Source organism: Streptomyces sp. P6-2-1 (assembly GCF_050613165.1).
Classification (GTDB): domain Bacteria; phylum Actinomycetota; class Actinomycetes; order Streptomycetales; family Streptomycetaceae; genus Streptomyces.
This window is the reverse complement of sequence record NZ_CP192513.1, coordinates 5,135,186-5,157,814: the sequence shown is the minus strand read 5'-3', so window position 1 is coordinate 5,157,814 and position 22,629 is coordinate 5,135,186. Positions and strand designations below refer to the sequence as shown.

Genomic DNA, 22,629 nt, shown 5'->3' with positions numbered 1-22,629 from the left:
GAAAGGGAGAAATACCGGTGGCGCGCAGTGTCTATGTGACCGGGACCGACCGGGGGGACGGGCGGCAGGTCGTCGAGCTGGGGGTCATGGAACTGCTGACCCGCAGGGTCGACCGGGTCGCCGTCTTCCGGCCGCTCGTCCACGACGGCCCCGACCGTATGTACGAGCTGTTCCGCGAGCGCTACCGGCTCCCCCAGCCGCCCGACTCGGTCTTCGGGATGCACTACGCGCGGGCGAACGCGCTCCAGGCGGAGCAGGGCCTGGACGAACTCGTCTCGCGCCTCGTGGAGCGCTACCAGCGGCTCGCCGCCGCGTACGAGGCGGTCCTCGTGATCGGCACGGACTTCGCGCACACCCAGCTCCCCGACGAACTGGGCTTCAACGCGCGGCTCGCCAACGAGTTCGGCGCCTTCGTCCTGCCCGTCGTGGGAGGCAAGGAGCAGTCGGCCGAGTCCGTGCGTTCCGAGGCGCACAACGCGTACCACGCCTACGCGGGCCGCGGCTGCGACGTCCTCGCGATGATCGTCAACCGTGTCGCGCCCGCCGACCGCGACCTCGTGCAGGAGCGTCTGACGGGCCGGATCGGCGTACCCGTGTACGTGCTGCCCGACGAGCCGAGCCTTTCGGCGCCGACCGTCGCGCAGATCACGCACACGCTCGGCGGAACGGTTCTGCTCGGTGACGAGGCGGGCCTCTCGCGCGACGCGCTCGACTTCGTCTTCGGCGGCGCGACGCTGCCGAACTTCCTGCACGCGCTCACCCCCGGCTGCCTCGTCGTGACCCCCGGCGACCGCTCGGACCTCGTCGTGGGCGCGCTCGCCGCGCACTCGACGTCGGCGCCCGCCATCGCGGGCGTCCTGCTGACCCTCGGCGAGCGCCCCGACCAGGGTGTCCTGCACCTCGCCGAACAGCTCGCCCCCGGCACGCCGCTCGTCTCCGTACCGGGCAACAGCTTCCCGACGGCGACCGAGCTGTTCACCCTCGAAGGGCGCCTCGGCGCGGCGACCCCGCGCAAGACGGAGACGGCACTCGGCCTCTTCGAGCGCTGGGTCAACGGCCCGGCGCTCCTGGACCGCATCCGCGTCGCGGGCAGCGGCCGTGTCACGCCGATGATGTTCGCGCACAAGCTCATCGAGCAGGCCCGCGCGCACCCCCGCCGCGTGGTGCTGCCCGAGGGCACCGAGGAGCGGGTGCTGCGCGCGGCCGACATCCTGCTGCGCCGCTCGGTGTGCGCGCTCACGCTGCTCGGTGACCCCGCGGTCATCCGCAAGAAGGCCGCCGACCTCGGCGTGGACGTCGAGGGCGCCGAGCTGCTCGACCCGCGGGACTCCGAGCTGCGCGGGCGCTTCGCGCGCGAGTACGCGGCGCTGCGGGCGCACAAGGGCGTGACCGAGGAGCTGGCGCACGACGTCGTCGCCGACGTCAACTACTTCGGGACGCTGATGGTGCGGGCCGGGCTCGCCGACGGCATGGTCTCGGGCGCCGTGCACTCGACGGCGGCGACGATCCGCCCGGCCTTCGAGGTCATCAAGACCCGCCCGGACGCGAAGCTCGTCTCCTCGGCCTTCTTCATGTGCCTCGCCGACAAGGTCCTCGTCTACGCGGACTGCGCCGTCAACCCCGACCCGGACGCCGAGCAGCTCGCCGACATCGCGATCCAGTCGGCGGCCACGGCCGCGGCCTTCGGCGTCGAGCCCCGCATCGCGATGCTCTCGTACTCGACGGGGACCTCCGGCTCGGGCGCCGACGTCGACAAGGTGCGGCAGGCGACGGAGCTGGTACGGGCCGAGCGCCCCGATCTGCTCATCGAGGGCCCCATCCAGTACGACGCGGCCGTCGACCCGTCCGTCGCGGCGACGAAGCTCCCCGACTCGCCCGTCGCCGGGCGCGCGACGGTGCTGATCTTCCCCGACCTCAACACGGGCAACAACACGTACAAGGCCGTGCAGCGTTCGGCGGGCGCCGTCGCCGTGGGCCCGGTGCTCCAGGGCCTGCGCAAGCCCGTCAACGACCTCTCCCGCGGCGCGCTCGTCGAGGACATCGTGAACACGGTCGCCATCACCGCCATCCAGGCGGGGCAGGCGGCGAACGGGGACGGAGCGCCGTAGCGTGCCGGTGTCCCGCCCCGCGCCCGCCCACGGCTCCGACGAAAGGCCCCCGTGTCCGCCTCACCCACCCGCGTGCTCGTCCTCAACTCCGGCTCCTCATCGGTCAAGTACCAGCTCCTCGACATGCGGGACGGGTCGCGGCTCGCGACCGGTCTCGTGGAGCGGATCGGGGAGCGCACCTCGCGCGTCGAGCACACCCTCCTGACCGGCACCGAGCCCAGGACCCGCGGCCGTGACGGCCGCGTCGCCGACCACGACGAGGCGCTCGACGCGGTCGCCGCCGAGCTGTCCGGCGACGGGCTCGGCCTCGACTCGCCCGAGCTGCTCGCCGTCGGCCACCGCATCGTGCACGGCGGGCGGCTCTTCGACGGGCCGACCCTCGTGGACTGGCACGTGGAGCGCGAGATCGAGCGGCTCATCCCCGTCGCCCCGCTGCACAACCCGGCGGGGCTCGCGGGCATCCGTACCGCACGGCGCCTGAACCCCGCGCTGCCGCAGGTCGCCGTCTTCGACACCGCCTTCCACGCGCACATGCCCGACGCCGCCTCGCGGTACGCGCTCGACACCGCCGTCGCCGAGGCGCACCGCATCCGCCGCTACGGGGCGCACGGCACCTCGCACGCCTACGTCTCGCGCGCGACGGCGGAGCTGCTCGGACGGCCCTACGAGGAGACGAACACGATCGTCCTGCACCTGGGCAACGGGGCCTCGGCCTGCGCCGTGCGCGGGGGCCGCAGTGTGGACACCTCGATGGGACTGACCCCCTTGGAAGGGCTCGTGATGGGCACCCGGTCGGGGGACATCGACCCCGCAGTGGTCTTCCACCTGATGCGGAACGCCAGTATGTCGGCCGAGGATGTGGACGTGCTGCTGAACAAGAAGAGCGGCCTGTACGGCCTGTGCGGTGACAACGACATGCGCGAGATCACCCGCAGGGCCGGGGAGGGCGACCGCACCGCGCGGCTCGCCTTCGACGTGTACGTGCACCGCCTGCGCAAGTACATCGGCGCGTACACGGCGGTGCTCGGCCGCGTCGACGCGCTCGCCTTCACCGCCGGTGTCGGCGAGAACTCGGCGCCCGTGCGCGCGGCCGCCGTGGAGGGACTGACCGGTTTCGGGCTCGCCGTGGACCCGGAGCGCAACGCGGCGCGCGAGAAGCGGGCCCGGGTCATCTCGCCGGAGGGAACCCCCGTCACCGTCGCCGTCGTACCGACCGACGAGGAACTGGAGATCGCGCGGCAGACGTACGGGCTCGTCGCGGAAGGAGCGGAAGGGGGTGTACGGGGCTGAATTTCGCGCGAGGCGGTCGCGCCGCGATTTCGGGCCGTGTTTCCGGGCCGTTCTCACGGTATTCCGGGCGGCCCACCTGAGCGCGACAGCGCCCATGTGTCGCTCTCCCGCGCGGTTCTCGCGGCCTGGGAAACCCTTTCGTCTGAGCGGCCCCGCGCCCATGTGTTCTTCCGGTAGTCCGTTAATCCCGCCCCGAAACAAACCGATAGGATTTGGCTCATGCGCCGTTCCAAAATCGTCTGCACTCTCGGTCCAGCGGTCGACTCGTACGATCAGCTGAAGGCCCTTATCGAAGCCGGCATGAACGTGGCCCGGCTCAACATGAGCCACGGCTCGCACGAAGAACACCTCGGGCGTTACCAGCGCGTCCGCCAGGCCGCCGCCGACGCGGGGAAGACCGTCGGTGTCCTCTTCGACCTCCAGGGCCCGAAGATCCGCCTGGAGACCTTCGCCGACGGACCCGTCGAGCTGACCCGGGGCGACGAGTTCACGATCACCGTGGAGGACGTGCCGGGCGACCGCACGATCTGCGGCACGACGTACAAGGGCCTCCCCGGCGATGTCGCCAAGGGCGACCCGATCCTCATCAACGACGGCAACGTCGAGCTGAAGGTCACCTCGGTCGAGGGACCCAAGGTGCACACGATCGTCATCGAGGGCGGTGTGGTCTCGGACCACAAGGGCATCAACCTGCCCGGCGCGGCCGTCAACGTGCCCGCGCTCTCCGAGAAGGACGTCGAGGACCTCCGCTTCGCGCTGCGCACCGGCGCCGACATGATCGCGCTCTCCTTCGTGCGCGACGCCTCGGACGTCAAGGACGTGCACAAGATCATGGACGAGGAGGGCACGCGCCTCCCCGTCATCGCGAAGGTCGAGAAGCCGCAGGCCGTCGCGAACATGGAGGAGGTCGTCCTCGCCTTCGACGCCGTCATGGTGGCGCGCGGCGACCTCGCCGTGGAGTACCCGCTGGAGAAGGTCCCGCTGGTGCAGAAGCGCCTCGTGGAGATGTGCCGGCGCAACGCCAAGCCGGTGGTCGTGGCGACCCAGATGATGGAGTCGATGATCACCAACTCGCGCCCGACGCGTGCCGAGGCGAGCGACGTGGCGAACGCGATCCTGGACGGCGCCGACGCGGTCATGCTCTCGGCCGAGTCGAGCGTGGGCGCGTACCCGATCGAGACCGTCAAGACGATGTCGAAGATCGTCACCGCGGCCGAGGAGGCGCTGCTCGCGCAGGGCCTCAAGCCGCTCGACGAGGGCAAGAAGCCGCGTACGCAGAGTGGTTCGGTCGCCCGTGCCGCCGCAGAGATCGCGGACTTCCTCGACGCGAACGCGCTCGTCGCCTTCACGAAGTCGGGCGACACCGCGCGCCGCCTGGCCCGCTACCGCACGGCGCAGCCGGTCCTCGCCTTCACGACGGACGAGTCCACGCGCAATCAGCTCGCGCTGAGCTGGGGCGTCACCCCGTACCTCGTGCCGCACGTGGACACGACGGACGCGATGGTCGACCTCGTCGACGGCGAGGCGGTCAAGCTGGGCTCGCTCAAGGACGGCGACACCGTGGTGATCACGGCGGGCTCGCCCCCCGGGGTCCCCGGCTCGACGAACCTCGTCAGGGTCCACCACCTGGGCGACAACCGGCAGGGCTGAGCGAGGCTCCGGCCGCGGAACGGCATACGAGTGAGGGGCGCCTCCCGGTCTTCCGGGGGCGCCCCTCGCGCGTGTCTCAGCTGCCGCTCTTGTCCAGGTAGTTGTGGAGTCCGGGGATGGTGAGCGTCCCGCCGAACTGACCGGCCTGGACGACCGTCACGTCCGTGAAGAACAGCTCGGGCAGCGTCAGCGGCGGCGGGCTGTCGGGGGTGAAGTCGACCGGGATGAGGCCGAGCAGCTTCCCCTTCAGCTCCTCCGTGTACATCGTGACCTTGCCGTCGCGGATCTTCGACGTGGAACCCGGAGCGCCCTTGACGTGCGTCGTGTACTCGCCGGGCCCGACGGCGGTCTGGTGCAGGTCCTTGATGTCGATGCCGCTCGCGGTGAACTTGAGGACGTTCTTGATCCTGCCGCTCGACGTGCGGACCTTGACGATGCCGTCGTAACCGAGCCCGTGCAGGCTCAGCTTCGTGGTGTGCAGGGTCCAGGGGTCCTCGGCGACGCGCGGGTAGCTCTCGTCCACGTCGGCGTCGGCGAGCGCCTTGGCGTCGTGGGTGGGGCAGGGGTAGGGCTCGGGCCCGTCGCTCGTGCCCGCGTCGGCCTTGCCGGCCTTCTCGGTCTGCGGGCCCTTGGCGTTCTGCTCCTCGGCCTTGCGGGCGCCCTCCGCGATGTCCTTCTCGGAGGCACCTGCGGCGCGCGCGGCGTCGCTGAGGTCGTCCTTGAGGGTACGGGGTGCCGCGGCGCCGCCGGACGTGTCGCCGCCCGCGGTGTCCTTGGTACCGGAGTCCTGGGTACCGGAGTCCTTGGCAGCGGAGTCCCCGGCCTTGTCCCCGGCCTTGTCCCCGGCCTTGTCGTCCGCCTTGGTGTCCGCCGTCTTGTCGTCCTCGGCGGTCTTCTCCTCGCCGGACGCGTCGGTGTCCTCGGCCTTCTTGTCCTTCGGCGTGAAGAGGTCCTTGAGGGCGTCGCCGAGACCCAGCGGGTCGAGCGGGTTCTTCTTCTCGGACGTGCTGGGCGAGGGGCTCGCCGATGGCTCGTCCTGCGCCTCCTTCGCGGACTTCGCCCCGGGGCCCGTGTCCGCCTTGTCGTTCGCGGCGGCATCGGAGCCCGAGGCGTCCTTCGCCGCGTCGTCCTTCGCCTCGTCCTTCGCCGCGTCCCCCTTCGCCTCGTCCTTCGCTTCGTCCGAAGCGGTGGGCCGCGGCGTCGTGGAGGGGCTCGGCGAGGTGGACGCGGAGGCGGAGGGCGAGGGCGAGGGCTTCGCCGACGCGGAGCCGCTGGGCTCCTGGCTCGGCTCGTCGGAGCGGGTCACACAGGGGCCTGGCGCGAACGGCAGGTCGGTCTTGTCGTCGGCGAGGGCGAGGCGCGGAGTGAGGCCCATGCCGACGAAGACGGCCGTCGGCATGGCCGCGAGGGCCATCGCCTTGCCCGCGGGTATCCGGAACTTGGTCAGGACCGACTTGCGCGGCGCCGCGTGCCGGGGACCCGATCCGCGCTCCCCCGGGGACAGCTCGTCATTCGGCACGGTGCCCACCACCGTCGGCCAGGTGCGCGAGGGGCCGCCCGCCGTCCCCGGCCGGGGCGTCGTCCCCCGCGGGTCCTGGCTGGCGGGGCAGTGCGGGCCCGGGGCCGGCGTCCGGGCCCTGGCCCTCGGGCGCGGGATCACCGCCCGGCTCGCCGCTCGGGTCTCCCGCCGGGTCACCGGCCTCGGCGTTCTTCCCGTACGGGCCCTTCTTGTCCGGCACCCAGGCGAGCGCGAGGCTGCCGCCGAAGAGGGCGAGAAGGAAACCGACGAGGAAGCCGCCGAAGTTGGAGACCGGGAGCGAGACCAGGGCGAGGAGGATCGCCGCGACTCCGGCGAAGACCCGTACCTGCGCCTGGTACCACATCGTCAGGCCGAGGGTGATGAGCAGAACCCCGATGATGAGGGAGCCCGCACCCGCCGTCGTCGACATGCGGACGGTGAGCTGCCCCAGCTTGAGGTCGTGATAGGGGATGTAGGCGATGGGTATGCCGCCCAGCAGTGTCAGCACACCTGCCCAGAAGGGCCGGGTGCCCCGCCAGTCGCGGAACCGCGTTCGCCAGACGTGCAGTCGGTCGTCGCTCAGCCCTGGGGACTCGGCGCTCATGGAAAACAGCTCCCTGGAACCGGCTATGCGTGGATGAGGGGGCACGGGGTCGCCCGTGCGGGGCGGGACGGTGACGCCGCCCCGGCCCGTACGGAAGGAACCCGCGTGCCGAAGGGCCCGCGCCCCGCGGGCGGCCCGCCGGGGCCGCCCACGGTCGCGAGGTCAGAGCACGGCGGGACGGGAACGCGTGGGACCCGTCCCGTCGGGAGTGCTCAGTAGCACTCCTTGACGCCCTTGTGCAGCGACATGTGCAGCCCGCTCAGCTTGAACGTGCCGGCCGTGGTGGCCCAGGCCGTCTGCTTGACGTTCTCGATCGTGGCCTTCCTGGCCTGCTGCGCGAAGGCACCGGTGGGGGTGTTCTTCGCGAGCGCGGGACCGCGGGTCTTGGCCCCCGCCGCCACGCCGATGTCGATGTCCTCGAACGTGGCCTCACCGGAGAGGTCGTCCAGGTCGACGTAGAGGTTCTTCGCCTCCGCCGGGGTGCCCTTGGTGCCGGCGTTGAGCCTGAGCGTGATCGTGCCGACGAGCGGCACGTTCGGCGTCACGACCGACTGGCACATGTTGTACAGCTTGGCGTTCTCGAACGACGAGACGGCCACGGCGTGACCGGTCTTCCCGTCCGACTCGACGTCCATGCCGCCGTACTGGGCGAAGCCGTCACCTTCGAGCTTGTCCGCCGAGACCTTGAACTGCTGGCCCGACACACTGAACGAAGCCGCGAGCGCGCCCTGCGCCACCGCGACCCCGATCGCCGCCGTGGCAGCGACACCCGGGACCATGACGACGGCGAAGCGACGCCATCTGGTCCCGCCACGAGCGACAGATTCCATGATTTCCTCCTTCTCGGACGTACATCCCCGGCCCGTGCCTGCCGCCGCTCGGGCGGCGACTGGGGGCAGGGATGGGAGAAGCGCTACGTCCTCGGGAAGAAGCGCCGGGGACTCGCTGCGCGTGAAGCGCGCTGATCTCCGGCGATCACCCCCGAGCGACAACCACTTGGCTGCGCCTTCACGCAACCCGCGGACAGGCCCCGCCACCGGCGGAGACCCCCCTGTCCCGGCCGGCGCCCGCGAGGACCCCGGCCCGCCCGGTGGGGACCCATGAACCCCCGGGCGCCGATTGGCTGTCGGACCGGAGGCAGTGGACCGAGCGTGCCCGATCGTGGTGCATTCGGCGGTCCCGCACAAGGGGTTCGTTACTGACTAGTAACGCCGATATGACCGCGAGGCATCACGCACACCCCCCGGCGGCACGGAAAGTCGCTTCGCACAAGGGCGCATAACGGGACATCACCCCACGGCGAGCGACGGAAGGTCGGGCTCCTCTTACTGCAAGTAACAGCACCCCCTCTTTGCCAAGTTTTGGCAAAGAGGGGGTGCTGAAGTCGCCGTGTCGCCAAATCACCGGGGCGCGGAACGCGGGCATATGCCCGGTTACCGCGCGCTCCGGCGCCCCGCATGGACCGTTACCCGCTCAGAAGAGCACCCGCGCGAGGGCCTGACGGGCCGCCACGACGCGCGGGTCCTCGGGGCCCACCACCTCGAAGAGGTCGAGGAGGCGCAGGCGCGCGGTGTCGCGCTCCTCGCCGAAGACCTGGCGGATGGTGTCGACGATGCGCCCGAAAGCGTCCTCGACGTGGCCGCCCGCGAGATCGAGGTCGGCGGCCGCGAGCTGGGCGGCGACGTCCTTGGGGCGCTCGGCCGCCTCACCGCGGACCTTCGCCGGGTCCAGGCCGGAGACCCGGCTCAGGAGTTCGGCCTGCGCGAGCCCGAGCTTGGCCTCCGTATTGGCCGGGTCCTCGCTCAGGACGTTGCGGTACGCCTGGACCGCACCGGCGAAGTCGCCGGAGTCGAGGGCGTCCACGGCGGCCTGGAGGAGGTGGTCATAGGGCCCCGCGGGCTCTTCGGCGGGTGCCTGCTCGGCGGCCGAGGCGTCGACCTGGACACCGGTGAGGCCGAAGCGCTCCTCACCGACCTGGATGAGCTGGTCGAGGAGCTGGCGGACCTGCTCCTCGGGCGCGGCCCCCTGGAAGAGCGGCAGGGCCTGACCTGCGACGACGGCGAAGACGGCGGGGATGCCCTGGACCCCGAACTGCTGCAACAGCATCTGGTTCGCCTCGGCGTCGACGCGCGCGAGGACGAAACGGCCGTTGTACTCGACGGCGAGGCGTTCGAGCACGGCGCTCAGCGCCGCCGACGGCTCGGCCCGCGGGACCTGGAAGTCGATGACGACAGGGACTTCGGTGGAGAGCTGGAGGACTTCGCGCTCGAAGCCCGCCTCGTCGACGTCGATGACGAGCCCCGAGGGCGGGACCGCTCCCGTGTCGCCCGCGCGGGCACGCTCGGCGCGGGCCTGCTCGGCCTTGGCCTTGGCCTCCTGGGCCGCCTTCACCGCGGCGAGGTCGACGACCCCGCTCATGGACATGTTCCGTGGCTGCATGAACCCATCCTCCCCCTTCGGCCGCCACAGCGGAAAAGTCAGGTGCAGGATGCACCGGCTCTCCCCGCGTCCCCCCGGGGGCGGACCGTTCCTTCGACCGCACGACGTCACTCGTACGGGGTGTGCGCGCACCACGCGGGGCGGCGGGTGCGGCACGGGTTCCCGGGGTCCCCACCCCGGGCGCGGTTGTCGCTCGAAGCACTCGCCCAGGGCGAGAAGCCTTTCGCTACGAGTCGTAGCGTAACTCCTGAAGCTCTCGCGCGCGCGGTGATCTCGTTCACACGCCGCAGTGCTACTGGCCGGTATGGTCACGCCATGCCCGCCTCCGACCTCCCTCCGTCCGGCGCGAAACCCGCCGCTGCCCCGGCCGCGCCGCCCGCTCCGTCGCCGCCCGAGCGGCACCGCTCCGGGCGGCCGCGCAGTGCCGCCGCCGACGCGGCGATCCTCGCGGCGACGCGCGAGGTCCTCGTCGAGTCGGGGTGGTCGGGGCTGACGCTCGGGGACGTGGCGGCCCGCGCGGGCGTCGCGAAGACGACCCTGTACCGGCGCTGGGCCGGAAAGAACGAACTCGTCGTCGACGCGGTGGCGGTGCTCTTCGACGAACTCGAACTCCCGGACTGCGGCAGCCTCGCGGGCGATGTCTCCGCCGTCGTACTGCGCTTCGCGCAGCTCCTGGACCGCCCGGAGACCCGTACGTCCCTCATGGCCGTCATCGCCGAGTCGACGCGCGACGAGGCGCTGCGCGACCGCATCCGCTCCGCCATCGTCGACCGCCAGAAACGCCTCGTCCTGCTCGGCCGCCGCCGCGCCCAGGACCGCGGCGAGATCCCCCGCGACACCGACCCCGTCTCGGCCGCCCGCAACGCTGACCTCATCTTCGACGTCATCGCCGGCACGGTCGTGCACCGCGCGCTGGTGAGCGCGGAGCCGGTCGACGAGGAGTGGTCACTGCGCCTCGCCGCCCTCCTCATCGAGGGCCTGGAGCACTGAACACGGAGGTGATCGGGGGGGACTTCCGGCCCGCGGCAGCGAGGCCCCGGGAGGCGAGCGCGAGCGCGGGCCCAGGCCCGAAGACGAGGTTGCCGGGGGTGCGGGAGCACGGGGGTGCGGGAGCACGGGGGTGCGGGCGTGCGGGCGTGCGGGCGTGCGGGGGTGCGGGGGTGCGGGCGTGCGGGCGTGCGGGGGTGCGGGCGTGCGGGGTGAGCGCTCACGCGCCCCGCGCGAGGCCCCCCGGGCCCGAACCACCGGCCCCCGGGCCCGTACCGCTGCCGCCCGGCCCCGTACCACCGCCCGGGACCGTCGTCCTCGGCGCCCGCTCCGTCAGCCCGCGCAGCAGGGCCTCCTCGCGCGAGCCGGGTGCCGCCGTGTAGAGGACGACGCGCTGGTCGTGCTCCTCGTCGAGGAGCACGTCGCAGTCGAGCGTGAGGGGGCCCGCGTCGGGGTGGTGGATGGTCTTGCGGTCCTCGCGGTGGCGGCCCACGAGCCCCTCGTCCCACAGCGCGGCGAAGCGCGCGTTGCCCGCACGGGTCTCGGCGAGGAGGGCGAGCAGGTCCGGGTCGCCCGGGTAGCGCGCGAGGGCGCGGCGCAGGTCGGCGACGAACGTACGGTCCGTACCCGCCGGATCGCTGAACTCGACCGGGACGGGGCCGTCCGCGCGCGTCGCGCCCGGCACGGGGAAGCGCCTGCGGATGAGGTTCAGGCGGCCGGGGCCGGGGTCGCCGAGCAGCGCGGCCCACGCCGGGTTCCACCACAACAGGGTCCAGTCGGCGGCGAAGACCGAAGCGGGCGCGTCACCGAGCCTGCGCAGCAGACGGCGCACCCCCGGCGAGACGGTACGGGGCACGGGACGGACGCCAGGAGGGCGGAGCCCGGCGAGCAGGTGCAGGTGCTCGTCCTGGTCGGCGTCGAGGCGCAGGGCGCGGGCGAGGGCGGCGACGACCTGCGCCGAGGGGTGGTCGGCGCGGCCCTGTTCGAGCCGTACCACGTAGTCGACGGAGAGCCCGGCGAGCGCCGCCAGTTCCTCGCGCCGCAGCCCCTTCGCGCGCCGTCCGCGGCCCGCGGGCAGCCCGGCCTCCTCGGGGCTGACCCGGTCGCGCCACCTGCGCAGCGTGGCGCCGAGCCCCTCGGCATCCGTCGTGGTCATACGGCCAGCCTACGAGCGCACGGCCTCCGGGGGCGCGGCGAAGGTGGTACGGGCGTTCCTACCGTCGAAGGGTGCCTGGATACGGGCGTACCGGAGACGCACTCTCGAAGACATGACGACCACGATCACTCTCATCAGCGGGGCCGCACGCGGCCTCGGACGCGAAACAGCGCGCCGCCTGTCGGCACTCGGCCACACCGTCCTCGTCGGCGCCCGTGACCCGGAGCGGGGCCGGGCGGTCGCCGAGGAGGTCGGGGGCCGCTGGGTGGCGCTCGACGTCACGGACGCGGCGTCCGTGGAGGCGGCGGCGAAGGACGTCGCCGCGCACGAGGGCCGCATCGACGTCCTGATCAACAACGCGGGCATCACGGGCCCCTTCAAGGAGGCCGCCGCTCTCACCGGGGACGACGCGCGCGCGGTGTACGAGGTGAACGTCCTCGGCGTCGTGCGCATGACGCACGCCTTCCTGCCGCTGCTGCGCGAGTCGGCGGACCCGCGCGTCGTGAACGTGACGAGCGGGCTCGGCTCGCAGACGCTGACGCACGACCCTGAGCGGGTCGAGTACTCGGTCGTCTCGCCGCTGTACACCTCGTCCAAGGCGGCGGTGACGATGCTCACGACGCAGTACGCGCGCGGCGTCGAAGGCGTCCGCTTCAACGCGGCGGACCCCGGCTACACCGCGACGGACCTCAACCACCACACGGGCACGCAGACGGTGCGGGAGGGCACCGACGCGATCGTGGCGCTCGCCACGGAGGACGCCTCGGCGGGCACGGGGCGCGCGGTGGACCGCGTGGGAACGCTGCCGTGGTGACGCGGGGCTGGTGACGCGGGCGTGGTGACGCGGGGCTGAGGCAGAACGGCTACGGGCACGAGGAGGCCGGGCACCGCTCAGGAAGCGGGGCCCGGCCTCGTACGCGTAGCCTGCCGACGCTCGCACCCGTGCGCGGCGTGGGCGCGCGGGCGGCGTGGGCGCGCGGGCGGCGTGGGTGCGCGGCCCGTGCGAAGAGGCTTCTCCGGCCTCAGCCCTTCTTGGCCTCGGCGCCGGCGGCGGCGCGGGCGGGCGGGACTGCCTTCGCCTCCTGGGCGGCGACCTTGGCCTCCAGCTCGGGCGTGATCCGGCGCTCGACGAAGAACGCGGCCGTGGGGATCGTGCCCGCGATCAGCACCCAGAGCTGCTTGCCGACCTTCCACTTGGCCTTGGAGCCGAGGTCGAAGGCGACGACGAGGTAGACGACGTAGAGCCAGCCGTGGGCGATGGCGATGACCCGGGTCGGGCCGGAAGCGCCGTCGATGTCGAGCACGTACTTGGCGATGACACCGAGGGTCAGCAGGACCAGCAGCACACCGGTGACGTAGGCCATCACGCGGTAGCGGGTCAGCACGCTCTTCTTCATGGGGCGAGCCTAACCGGGCGGATCGGGCGAACGGTACGCGGGTCCGGGCGACGGGTGTCGTCGCTGGTCAGCTCTCGAAGTCGCCCGCGGCGACGCGCAGCGGGCGCAGGAGCGCGAAGATCTCCGCGCACTCCTCGGCGTCGTAGGCGCCGAGGCCGAAGTCCATGTCCATGAGGTCCTTCGTCGCCGTCTCGACGACCTCGCGGCCCTTGGGCGTGATCGAGGCGAGGGTGCCGCGCCCGTCCTGCGGATTGGGGCGCTTGGCGACGAGACCGGAGCGCACGAGGCGGTCGACGGTGTTGGTCACCGAGGTGGGGTGGACCATGAGCCGCTCGCCTATCTTCGACATCGGCAGCTCACCCGCCTTGGAGAAGGTGAGCAGCACCAGCGCCTCGTAGCGCGCGAAGGTCAGTCCGTACGGCTTGACGACGGCGTCGACCTCGGCGAGGAGGATCTGCTGGGCCCGCATGATCGAGGTGATCGCGGCCATCGAGGGGACGTGTCCCCACCGCTGCCGCCAGGAGTCATCCGCGCGGGCGATCGGGTCGAAGGAGAGACTGAGCGGCTTCGGCACACCCCCGACCCTACCGGCCGGTCATATTGTGGTCAGCCCCGTCTCACCCTTCGGCCCCGGGGCGTCCGCGGCACGGCGCGCGCGGCGCGCGGCGAGGGCGAGCGGGAGGCAGCAGACGGTACCGGCGAGCCCGGCGCCGGCGACGACGAGGTGCGGCGCGAGGTGCTCGGCGACGGCACCGGCGAGCGCGGTGCCGAGCCCCTGCGCGGTCATGAGCCCTGCGGTCTGCACGGTCATCGCGCGGCCGCGCAGGGCTTCCGGCACGGAGTCGACGAACCAGCGGTCGAGGCCGAGGGTGTACGCGGCGGAGGCGCCGGTCACGAAGAGGAGTGCCAGAAGCGGTACGTAGCCGGGGCGCAGCAGGCACAGGGCGAGCGGGAGGGTGCCGAGCGCGGCGAGCGGGAGGGCGATGCGGGCGCGGGTCACGGGGCTCGCGAGGGTGCCGGTGAGGAGTTCGCCGGTGATCATCCCCGCGGAGAGCGCGGCGAGGAGCAGCCCGAGACCTGCTCCGCCGACGCCGAGCGAGGCGGCGTAGGGGGCCGCGAGCCCTTCGGGGACGACGGCGAAGGCCGGGGGCAGCCAGAAGAGGAGAAGCGCGAGGCGGGGCGCACGCAGGGCGAGCACGGCACGGACGCCGGAGAGCGAGTCACGGACGAGGCCGCCCGCGCCGGTACGGGCCCGGGCGGGCCTGTGCCGCGTACCCCAGCGCAGGAGCGCGGCGGAGCCGAGGAAGGTCGCGAGCGTGACGAGGAGCGCGCCGCGCGGCGGCACGAGCACGAGGAGCAGCCCGCCGACGCCGTACCCGCCGAGGAGTGCGGTCTGCGAGACGATCCGCAGCAGCGAGCGCCCGAGGACGAAGGCGTCCCCGTTCCCGAGGATGTCGCCGAGCGTGGCCATCCGGGTCCCGGCGAAGACGGGCGCGACGAGCGCGAGCACGACGCGCAGCGCGAGCAGCCCGGCGACGGGCGTGACGGGCAGCGCCATGACCGCGACGCAGGCGGCGCAGACGAGATCGCACCCGACGAGCACGCGCCGGGGCGGACAGCGATCGGCGAGCCCGGCGAGGAGGGTCCCGCCGACGAGGTAGGGCAGGAAGCCGAGCGCGAAGGCGAGGGCGGAGAGGAAGGGGGAGCCGGTGAGCGAGAAGACGAGGACGGTGAGGGCGATCTCGCTGACGACGGTGCCGAGGAGGGAGCAGAGGTGGGCGAGGAAGACGGCGCGGAACTCGGGGAGGCGGAAGAGGGTGAGGTAGCGGGGGCCCGGCGCGGGGGCGGGGGCGGACGTGGGGTTCGGCGCGGGGGCGGGAGCAGGTGCGGGGTCCGGCGCGGGAGCGGAGGCAGACGCGGCGTCCGGCGCGGGAGCGGAGGCAGACGCGAGGTCCGGCGCGGGAGCGGAGGCAGACGCGAGGTCCGGCGCGGGAGCGGGTGGCGAGGCGGATGGGGTGGGTTGCGGGGTGGCGAGGGGTGGGGTGTCGGGCATGGGGTGAGCTTCGGGGGGCGGGCGCGTGGCGCGTATCGTTTCGGCCTCTGCCGAATCGGGGTGGTGAGCGATGCCGCAGCGTCTGCACCTGGGGGACCGGGATTTGTTGCGGTGCCGGTTCGCCGTCTCGCCGTTGTGGGAGACGCAGGAGGCCGTCCGTACCCTGACCAGGCCCGACCGTTTCCCGTACCACCAGGGGCGCCTGGAGTGGATGCGCGAGGCGGCCGCGGGGCTCGACCTGCGCCCGCTGTGGCGGCTCATGCCGCACCGGGGGCACTCCCCCGACTTCTGGGCGCCGCCCCCGCTCGGCGCGACGGCGGAGATCGGCGACGAACTGGCGCGGGTACGCGCGACCGATCCGCTCGACGCGCGCAGGGACACCTCGCGGCGGCGTTGCGCTCGGTGCGGGGCGGTACGGAGTCGGCGTGGGGGCGGAGGCTGCTCGCCGATCCCGCGCGGGCCGTGGCGGAGACGGCGGACCTCCTCGAACGGGCGTGGCACGCGCTCGTGGAGCCGGAGTGGCCCCGGCTGCGGGCCCTGCTCGAAGCGGACGTGGCGCACCACGCGCGGCGGCTCGCGGAGGTGGGGCTCGGAGGGCTGCTGCCCGAGCTGGACACGCGGGTGCGCTGGGAGGGCCGGACGCTCACGGTGGACAAGGCGTATCACCACGAACGGTGGTTGCGGGGCGAGGGCCTGGTGCTCATGCCGAGCGTCCACACGTGGCCCGACATCGTGACGGGGGTGGAGGAGCCCTTCCAGCCGACGCTGGTCTATCCGGCACGCGGACTGGCCTCGCTGTGGACCGGCGTCCCCGAGCGGGCGCCGGACGCGCTCGTCGGGGTCCTCGGCACGGGCCGCGCGACGGTGCTCGCCGCACTCGCGGTCCCGGGCACGACGAGCGGCCTCGCCCAGCGCCTCGGCCTCGCCCCCTCCTCCGTCTCGGCGCACCTGACGGCCCTGCGCGCCGCGGGCCTTCTGCACGCGCGGCGGTACGGGCGGGAGGTGGTGTACCGGCGGACGGGGCTGGGGACGGCGTTGGCGGAGGGGCGGGGGTGAGGGGGGAGCAGAGGGTGGGCGGCGCCGGCGGTGGGGCGGCTCGCGGCACAACCCCCGTGTGGGCAGCCCCCTCCCTCCCGGGGGGCGACCCCAATACCATCCTCCCCCACATCTCCCCCCGCACCGCCCCATCCCGCCGAATCTGTGGATAACTCGGCGAAACTCGCCCACCGTCTCACTCTTCGCGGTGACGCGAATTCCCGGCTTCCACGACAGCGGCGTGGCTCCTTGACGCACTCCGCGCACGCCACGCGCCGGCCACACGGTCCGTCCGTACGGGACCGAGCCGCCGCCCCTCGCCTCGGGCACCCCGCCCGCTCCGCCCCGTACCCCGGACAGCACGTGGCCCCCTCGCACACGTGCCAGGGGGCCAGGGCCGGGAAGGACGGGTCAGGACTTCGGGGTGTCCTCGCCGAGGATGCGGTCGATCGTCTCGACCTTGCGGGTGAGGCCGTCCTCGACGCCGGGGCGGATGTCCGCCTTGAGGACGAGCGAGACGCGTGAACTGCGGGCCTCGACGGCGGCGGTGGCGCGCTTGACGACGTCCATGACCTCGTCCCACTCGCCCTCGATGCTCGTGAACATCGCGTCGGTACGGTGCGGCAGGCCGGATTCGCGCACGACGCGGACCGCCTCGGCCACGTACGCGCCGACCTCGTCGCCGACGCCGAGCGGGGAGACGGAGAAGGCGACGATCACGCGTTCACGATCCCTTCGCGGCGGGCACGGCCCGCGATGACGGCGTCCTCCGCCTCGCGCTTGAGCTTGCGCTCGGCGAAGAAACCGCCGGTGGGCAGGACGGAGAGGACGAAGTAGAGGATGCCCCGCCCGGCCGACCACTTGGCGCGGTTCCAGGCGTCGATCCAGAAGATCACGTAGAGGACGAAGAGGACGCCGTGGACCATGCCCATGACGGGCACGGCATTGAAGTCGGTGGTGCGCTTGAGGACCGAGCACACGAGAAGGAGGAGGAAGGAGACCGCCTCGGGGGCCGAGACCAGGCGGAGGCGGCGGAGGGCGGAGGCTGTCTTGATGTCCACGGCGCGGAACTTTCGGTCGGGGGGCAGGGGAGAGCGGACGGGATGGGGATACCCGTGCGGGCACTCACGCGATCTTGTGAACGCGCGCACAAGCCGCCTCATTCTCGCAGCCGACCGGGGCGGGGAGCGACGGGGGTGGGGTGGCTCCGCTCACTCCGACGCCTCGCGGCCCCCCGCTCACGGCTCCCGCTCACTCCGGCCGCTCACGGCCCGCCCGCGCCCCCGCTCGCCCCGGCCCCTCACGCCCCCGCTCACGCCACCCGTCCGCCCGCAGCCGGGGCGCGCCCCTCACGCGCCGCACGCCGCCCCGCGCGCCCCGCGCGCCCCTGAGGTCTCTCGGGGTCGGATCTCAGGGTCGAATCAGGGTCGAAACGGCTCCCCGTGCCGCCCCGCGCCCAGTACCTTCGAAGGCGTGGCTCACCTCCGACTCCAGGGCAGCAAAGTGCTCGCCGTCCAGCTCACCGGCGACGCCGTGCGCGCCAAGAACGGCTCGATGGTCGCGTACGACGGGCGGATGAACTTCAAGAAGCTCACCGGCGGCGGCGACGGCCTGCGCGGCATGGTCACGCGCCGGCTCACGGGGGAGCAGATGGAGGTGATGGAGGTACGCGGCGAGGGCACCTGCTGGTTCGCCGACAAGGCGACGGAGATCAGCGTGGTGAGCCTGCGCGGCGAGAAGCTGTACGTGGAGGCGAGCAATCTGCTGTGCACGGACGGCGGGTTGCGGACGGGGACGACGTTCACGGGGCTGCGCGGGGCGAGCCAGGGGCAGGGGCTCTTCACGACGACGGTCGAGGGGAGCGGGCAGGCGGCGCTGCTCTCGGACGGTCCGGCGATGGCGCTGCGGGTCAGCTCCGCCTACCCGCTCCAGGTCGACCCCGGCGCGTACGTGGCGCACCAGGGGCAGCTGCGCCAGCAGTTCCAGTCCGGCGTCAACTTCCGCACGGTGATGGGAGAAGGCGGTGGCGAGGCCTTCCAGATCCGTTTCGAGGGCGAGGGTGTCGTGTGGGTGCAGCCGAGCGAGCGGAAGACGTTCGGGGGTGACCTCTGATGCCGTTCAGGGAGATCAACTCCAAGATGGTCGAGGCGCAGGTGCTGCCGGGGCAGCGGCTCTTCAGCCAGCGCGGCGCGATGCTCGCGTACCGGGGCGAGGTGAGTTTCACGCCGAACGTGACCGGCGGCCAGGGCGGGGTCATGTCGATGATCGGGCGTCGGGTCGCCGGGGAGGCGACGCCGCTCATGACGGTCGAGGGGCACGGCACGGTGCTCTTCGGGCACGGCGGGCACCACGTGCAGGTCGTCAACCTGTCGGGCGACACGCTGTGCGTCGAGGCGGACCGGCTGCTCGCCTTCGACGGCTCGCTCCAGCAGGGCACGCTCTTCCTCGGCGCACAGGGCGGCGTGAGGGGGCTGGTGCGCGGCCAGGTGACGGGCCAGGGGCTCTTCACGACGACGCTCAAGGGGCACGGCGCCGTCGCGGTGATGGCGCACGGCGGGGTCATCGAGCTGCCGATCACGCCCGGGCGCTCCGTGCACGTCGATCCGCAGGCGTACGTGGCGCACTACGGCGAGGTGCGGAACAAGCTCTCCACGGCCCTCGGCTGGCGCGACATGGTGGGCCGGGGCTCGGGCGAGGCGTTCCAGCTGGAGCTGTCGGGGCAGGGCGCCGTCTTCGTGCAGGCATCGGAGGAGAAGCTGTGAACCCCCTCGTCCCCGACGGCACGCCCGTCCTCGACCCGCGGTCGCTGCCCGCCGATGACAACGTCAACGCGTACACGTTCTGCGTGGAGTTGCGCGGCTCGCAGTGGTTTCTCCAGAAGGGGAAGATGATCGCCTACTACGGGCGGATCTCCTTCGACGGGATCGGCAGCGGGCGCTTCGACCGGCTCCTGCGGACGAGTTTCCACTCGCCGTTGCACGCGAGCGACTGGGTCGTGGCCGAGGGCGAGGGCAAGATGCTCCTCGCGGACCGGGCCTTCGACGTCAACAGCTTCGACCTGGAGGACGGCAACCTCACGGTCCGCTCGGGCAATCTCCTCGCCTACGAGCCGAGCCTCGCGCTCAAGCAGTCGATCGTGCCCGGCTTCCTCACCCTCATCGGCACGGGAAAGTTCATCGCCGCTTCCAACGGTCCCGTCGTCTTCATGGAGCCGCCGCTGCGCGTGGACCCGCAGGCGCTCGTGGGCTGGGCGGACTGCCCCTCGCCGTGCCACCACTACGACCACGGCTACCTGAGCGGTTTCCTCGGCGGCGTCCGCGCCCTCACCGGGCTCGGCGGCGCCTCCGGCGAGGAGCATCAGTTCGAGTTCGTCGGGGCCGGGACCGTACTCCTCCAGTCGAGCGAGCAGCTCATGGCGGAGAAGGACATCGGTACGGCACCCGCGGAACCGGGCGTGCCGGGCGGCGGGGCCCCCGGCCGCCCAGGAATGCCCGGCCACACGCCGGGCGGAACGCAGGGCAAGCCCAGGATGCCGGGGCAGCTGGGGGACATCCAGCGGAGATTCGGGCTGTAGCGGGCGGGTTAAGGTGGCTGTTCGTGGGGCAGCTCACCCCCAGATTTCGTACGGGTTTCAACTTCTTCGGTAGAATGTCCTCATGGACACGGAGAAGACGACGAGCGAGGCCACACCGTGGCTCAGCCAGGACGAACAGTGCGCCTGGCGCACCCACCTGGAAGTGAACCGGCTCCTCACCCACCAGCTCGAACGTGATCTCCAGCCGTTCGGGCTCACGATGAACGACTACGAGATCCTGGTGAACCTCTCGGAGGCCGAGGAGCACCGGGTGCGGATGAGCGATCTCGCCGCGGCGACCCTCCAGTCCAAGAGCCGCCTCTCGCACCAGATCACCCGCCTGGAGAAGGCGGGCCTGGTCCGCAGGGAGAACTGCGAGTCGGACAGGCGCGGCCTCTTCGCCGTGCTCACCGAGCCGGGCCTCACCACGATGCGCCAGGTCGCCCCGCACCACGTGGCCTCGGTGCGACGCCACTTCATCGACCGTCTCACGCCCGAGCAGCTCACGACCCTGCACGGCTTCCTGCGCCCGATCGCCGAAGGGCTGCGCGAGGCACGCGGGGAACGCTGAACGGCCCCGGCCCTCCGCGCACCCCTCGGCCGCGGCACCACGCTCCCGCCCTCCTCGCCTCCTCACTGCGCCAACGGCACCCGCACCACGAACTCCGCTCCCCCGCCCCGCCGTTCGCCCACCGTCAGCGATCCCCCGTGGCGGTGGGCCGCGTCGCGGGCGATGGCGAGGCCGAGGCCCGCGCCGCCCTCGTCCCTGGCGCGGGCGTCGTCGAGGCGGACGAAGCGTTCGAAGACGCGCGCGCGTTCGCCGGGCGGGACGCCTGGGCCGTCGTCGGAGACCGTCACGACCGCCTCGCGACCCTCCTGGCCCACCTGCACGGTCACTTCGGAGCGGGCGTGGCGGCGGGCGTTGTCGATGAGGTTGCCGAGGACGCGCCCGAGCTGCGGGGCCGAGCCGCGTACCGCGTAGCCGTCCGGCCGCTCCGGCTCGATCGTGGCGCGCAGGCCGTGCTCCGCCGCCTCCCGGGCGGCGAGGTCCGCGAGCCGTACCAGGCGGTCCGGGGGCCGCTCCCCCGCGTCGAGCCGGGCGAGGAGCAGCAGGTCGGCGGCGAGGTGCTGGAGTCGCACGGTGTCCTCCACCGCCCCGTCCAGGTCGAGCAGCTCCGGGTGTGCCGCGCCCACTTCGAGCTGGGTGCGCAGCGAGGCGATGGGACTGCGCAGTTCGTGCGAGGCGTCGGCGACGAAGCGGCGCTGCTTGTCGACGGCGTCTTCGAGCGCGGCCAGCGTCGCGTTGGTGGTACGGGCCAGGGCCGCGATCTCGTCGTGGGTCGCCGGTTCGGGGACGCGGCGGGCGAGGTCGCGCGAGCCGGTGATGGCGTCGAGTTCGGCGCGGATGCCCTCGACGGGCCGCAGCGCGCGCCGCGTCACGGCCCAGGTGACGGCGGCGACGACGCCGAGCAGCACGGGCAGCCCGATGAGCATGACGGTGAGCGCGGTGCGCACGGCGCCGTCGGCGGCGTCGAGGGGCGCCCCCGCGTAGACGGTGAACGTCCGCGCGTCGTCGTCCCCCGGGGAGCGGGAGGCACCCGAGGAGCCCGAGCCACCCGAGGAGCCCGGGGAGTCCTCCTCGTCGTCGTCCCTGGAATCGTCGTCCTCCTGCGGCTTCACCTCGACGGCCGCCCACCGGTACGTGTCCCTGTCGCCGTCGATGACGGCCTCGCCGTCGCTCAGGCTCACGTCGTCGTCGAGCGCGCCGGGCCGGGGCGCGGGGCCGGCGAACGGCTTGACGCCGCTCGTCCCCGTCCCGCTGACGGCTTCCAGGTCCTCGCTGACGGCCCGCACGCGGCCCGTGCCGTCGACGATCTGGACGGGTTCGTCGTCATCGTCGGGGAGGTCGAGCGCGTCCCAGGGGGTGCCGCTCGCGAGGCGCGCGGCGACCTGGCGCGCCGCGGACTCGGCGTCGGCCCCGGCGCGGTCGACGAGGTTGGCGCGCAGCGAGAGGACCACGGCGGTGCCCGCGGCGACGAGGACGAGGGCGACGACGAGCGTCGCCGCGACGGTGGCCCTGGCCCGTACGGAACCGAGGAGGCGCCTCACGGCCGTTCCAGGAGGTACCCGGCGCCGCGCACGGTGCGGATGAGACCGGCGCCGAGCTTGCGGCGCAGCGCGCTCACGTACACCTCGACGATGTTCGGGTCGCCCGTGTAGGCGAAGTCCCAGACGTGTTCGAGGATGTCGGCCTTGGGGACGACCTGCCCGGCGCGGAGCACGAGGTGTTCGAGTACCGCGAACTCCTTCGCCGTGAGCGGGATCTCCTCGCCCGCGAGCCGGACGCGGCGCGCGCCGGTGTCGACGCGGAGCGCGCCGAGTTCGCGCACCGGCGCCGCTCCCGTGCCGCGGCGCCGGAGCAGCGCCTTGACGCGGGCGCGCAGGACGACGTACGAGAAGGGCTTGGTGAGGTAGTCGTCGGCGCCCGTGTCGAGTCCCTCGGCCTCGTCGTACTCGCCGTCCTTCGCCGTGAGCATGAGGATCGGCGTCTCGTCGCCCGCCGCGCGGAGCGCCGCGCAGACGCGGTAGCCGTTCATGCCGGGGAGCATGAGGTCGAGGATGATCAGGTCGTAGCCGCCCCCGGTCGCCCGGTGCAGGCCCTCGGTCCCGTCGTGCGCGACGTCCACGGCGTATCCCTCGGCACCGAGGCCCAGGGCGAGGGAGCGGGCGAGACGGCGTTCGTCCTCCACGATCAGCAGGCGCATGCCGCACAGCCTGCCAAATCCTCCCTGAAGCGGCCTTCAGGAAGCTTCACGC

Annotated in this window: 21 protein-coding genes and 1 pseudogene; 10 read left to right on the top strand and 12 right to left on the bottom strand. The window is 72.9% G+C overall.

Going from position 1 to position 22,629, the window contains the following annotated elements:
• The first annotated feature begins 17 nt into the window (after positions 1–17).
• The 3 genes from pta (at position 18) to pyk (ending at position 5,048) form a co-directional block, all read left to right on the top strand.
• On the top strand, positions 18–2,108 hold the full coding sequence (gene pta / locus ACQYWQ_RS22125) for a phosphate acetyltransferase (protein ID WP_431036870.1): 2,091 nt from the start codon (positions 18–20) through the stop codon (positions 2,106–2,108).
• Positions 2,109–2,159: 51 nt separating this feature from the next.
• Entirely contained in the window at positions 2,160–3,398 is a 1,239-nt protein-coding gene (locus ACQYWQ_RS22120; protein ID WP_431036869.1) for an acetate kinase, read from the top strand.
• A 219-nt stretch (positions 3,399–3,617) separates the two neighbouring features.
• Positions 3,618–5,048 carry a pyruvate kinase gene (gene pyk / locus ACQYWQ_RS22115; RefSeq protein WP_431036868.1) on the top strand — a complete coding sequence of 477 codons (1,431 nt, stop codon included), beginning with the start codon at positions 3,618–3,620 and terminating at the stop codon, positions 5,046–5,048.
• A 76-nt stretch (positions 5,049–5,124) separates the two neighbouring features.
• Here pyk and ACQYWQ_RS22110 read toward each other — a convergent pair whose 3' ends face one another.
• The 4 genes from ACQYWQ_RS22110 to ACQYWQ_RS22095 form a co-directional block, all read right to left on the bottom strand.
• Complete coding sequence (locus ACQYWQ_RS22110; RefSeq protein WP_431036867.1) at positions 5,125–6,576, bottom strand: hypothetical protein; 1,452 nt, start codon at positions 6,574–6,576, stop codon at positions 5,125–5,127.
• A complete protein-coding gene (locus tag ACQYWQ_RS22105) occupies positions 6,557–7,171 on the bottom strand; it encodes a DUF6114 domain-containing protein (RefSeq protein ID WP_431036866.1) in 615 nt (204 codons plus the stop codon). The genes ACQYWQ_RS22110 and ACQYWQ_RS22105 overlap by 20 nt, the downstream gene beginning before the upstream one ends.
• 212 nt (positions 7,172–7,383) lie before the next feature.
• Entirely contained in the window at positions 7,384–8,001 is a 618-nt protein-coding gene (locus ACQYWQ_RS22100) for a DUF6230 family protein (protein ID WP_431036865.1), read from the bottom strand.
• Positions 8,002–8,644: 643 nt separating this feature from the next.
• Positions 8,645–9,610 carry a co-chaperone YbbN gene (locus ACQYWQ_RS22095; protein WP_431036864.1) on the bottom strand — a complete coding sequence of 322 codons (966 nt, stop codon included), beginning with the start codon at positions 9,608–9,610 and terminating at the stop codon, positions 8,645–8,647.
• A 315-nt stretch (positions 9,611–9,925) separates the two neighbouring features.
• Between ACQYWQ_RS22095 and ACQYWQ_RS22090 the strand changes: the two genes are divergently transcribed.
• Positions 9,926–10,600 (top strand): TetR/AcrR family transcriptional regulator, encoded by a 675-nt coding sequence (locus tag ACQYWQ_RS22090; protein WP_431036862.1) that lies wholly within the window; start codon positions 9,926–9,928, stop codon positions 10,598–10,600.
• A gap of 217 nt (positions 10,601–10,817) precedes the next feature.
• Here the strand turns inward: ACQYWQ_RS22090 and ACQYWQ_RS22085 are convergent, their stop codons facing one another.
• Positions 10,818–11,753: a helix-turn-helix domain-containing protein gene (locus ACQYWQ_RS22085; protein WP_431036861.1), complete on the bottom strand. Its 936-nt coding sequence runs from the start codon at positions 11,751–11,753 to the stop codon at positions 10,818–10,820.
• 112 nt (positions 11,754–11,865) lie between these two features.
• On the opposite strand from ACQYWQ_RS22085, the gene ACQYWQ_RS22080 reads away from it, so the two are divergent.
• Complete coding sequence (locus ACQYWQ_RS22080; protein ID WP_431036859.1) at positions 11,866–12,567, top strand: SDR family NAD(P)-dependent oxidoreductase; 702 nt, start codon at positions 11,866–11,868, stop codon at positions 12,565–12,567.
• A 208-nt stretch (positions 12,568–12,775) separates the two neighbouring features.
• Here the strand turns inward: ACQYWQ_RS22080 and ACQYWQ_RS22075 are convergent, their stop codons facing one another.
• From ACQYWQ_RS22075 to ACQYWQ_RS22065, 3 genes are all read right to left on the bottom strand, one after another.
• Positions 12,776–13,150, bottom strand: a complete 375-nt coding sequence (locus ACQYWQ_RS22075) for a DUF3817 domain-containing protein (protein WP_431036858.1) — start codon at positions 13,148–13,150, stop codon at positions 12,776–12,778.
• 67 nt (positions 13,151–13,217) lie between these two features.
• Positions 13,218–13,724 carry a MarR family winged helix-turn-helix transcriptional regulator gene (locus ACQYWQ_RS22070; RefSeq protein ID WP_431036856.1) on the bottom strand — a complete coding sequence of 169 codons (507 nt, stop codon included), beginning with the start codon at positions 13,722–13,724 and terminating at the stop codon, positions 13,218–13,220.
• A gap of 21 nt (positions 13,725–13,745) precedes the next feature.
• On the bottom strand, positions 13,746–15,203 hold the full coding sequence (locus ACQYWQ_RS22065) for an MFS transporter (protein WP_431036855.1): 1,458 nt from the start codon (positions 15,201–15,203) through the stop codon (positions 13,746–13,748).
• Between the two features lie 70 nt (positions 15,204–15,273).
• Between ACQYWQ_RS22065 and ACQYWQ_RS22060 the strand changes: the two are divergent.
• Positions 15,274–16,259: pseudogene (locus tag ACQYWQ_RS22060) on the top strand (DUF5937 family protein).
• 390 nt (positions 16,260–16,649) lie between these two features.
• Here ACQYWQ_RS22060 and ACQYWQ_RS22055 read toward each other — a convergent pair.
• Both ACQYWQ_RS22055 and ACQYWQ_RS22050 read right to left on the bottom strand, forming a co-directional pair.
• Entirely contained in the window at positions 16,650–16,958 is a 309-nt protein-coding gene (locus tag ACQYWQ_RS22055; protein WP_431036854.1) for an MTH1187 family thiamine-binding protein, read from the bottom strand.
• Positions 16,955–17,299, bottom strand: coding sequence for a DUF3817 domain-containing protein (locus tag ACQYWQ_RS22050; protein WP_431036853.1), 345 nt, complete (start codon positions 17,297–17,299; stop codon positions 16,955–16,957). Before ACQYWQ_RS22050 ends, ACQYWQ_RS22055 begins: the two co-directional genes overlap by 4 nt.
• Positions 17,300–17,711: 412 nt before the next feature.
• Between ACQYWQ_RS22050 and ACQYWQ_RS22045 the strand changes: the two genes are divergently transcribed.
• The 4 genes from ACQYWQ_RS22045 to ACQYWQ_RS22030 all read left to right on the top strand — a co-directional run bounded on the left by ACQYWQ_RS22045 (position 17,712) and on the right by ACQYWQ_RS22030 (position 20,383).
• Positions 17,712–18,350, top strand: coding sequence for an AIM24 family protein (locus tag ACQYWQ_RS22045; protein ID WP_431036852.1), 639 nt, complete (start codon positions 17,712–17,714; stop codon positions 18,348–18,350).
• Entirely contained in the window at positions 18,350–19,000 is a 651-nt protein-coding gene (locus tag ACQYWQ_RS22040; RefSeq protein WP_431036850.1) for an AIM24 family protein, read from the top strand. Before ACQYWQ_RS22045 ends, ACQYWQ_RS22040 begins: the two co-directional genes overlap by 1 nt.
• Complete coding sequence (locus ACQYWQ_RS22035; RefSeq protein ID WP_431036848.1) at positions 18,997–19,812, top strand: AIM24 family protein; 816 nt, start codon at positions 18,997–18,999, stop codon at positions 19,810–19,812. The genes ACQYWQ_RS22040 and ACQYWQ_RS22035 overlap by 4 nt, the downstream gene beginning before the upstream one ends.
• An 82-nt stretch (positions 19,813–19,894) precedes the next feature.
• Positions 19,895–20,383, top strand: coding sequence for a MarR family winged helix-turn-helix transcriptional regulator (locus ACQYWQ_RS22030; RefSeq protein ID WP_431036847.1), 489 nt, complete (start codon positions 19,895–19,897; stop codon positions 20,381–20,383).
• A gap of 62 nt (positions 20,384–20,445) precedes the next feature.
• Here the strand turns inward: ACQYWQ_RS22030 and ACQYWQ_RS22025 are convergent, their stop codons facing one another.
• A complete protein-coding gene (locus tag ACQYWQ_RS22025; RefSeq protein WP_431036845.1) occupies positions 20,446–21,921 on the bottom strand; it encodes a sensor histidine kinase in 1,476 nt (491 codons plus the stop codon).
• Complete coding sequence (locus ACQYWQ_RS22020; protein WP_431036843.1) at positions 21,918–22,577, bottom strand: response regulator transcription factor; 660 nt, start codon at positions 22,575–22,577, stop codon at positions 21,918–21,920. The genes ACQYWQ_RS22025 and ACQYWQ_RS22020 overlap by 4 nt, the downstream gene beginning before the upstream one ends.
• Positions 22,578–22,629 lie beyond the last annotated feature (52 nt).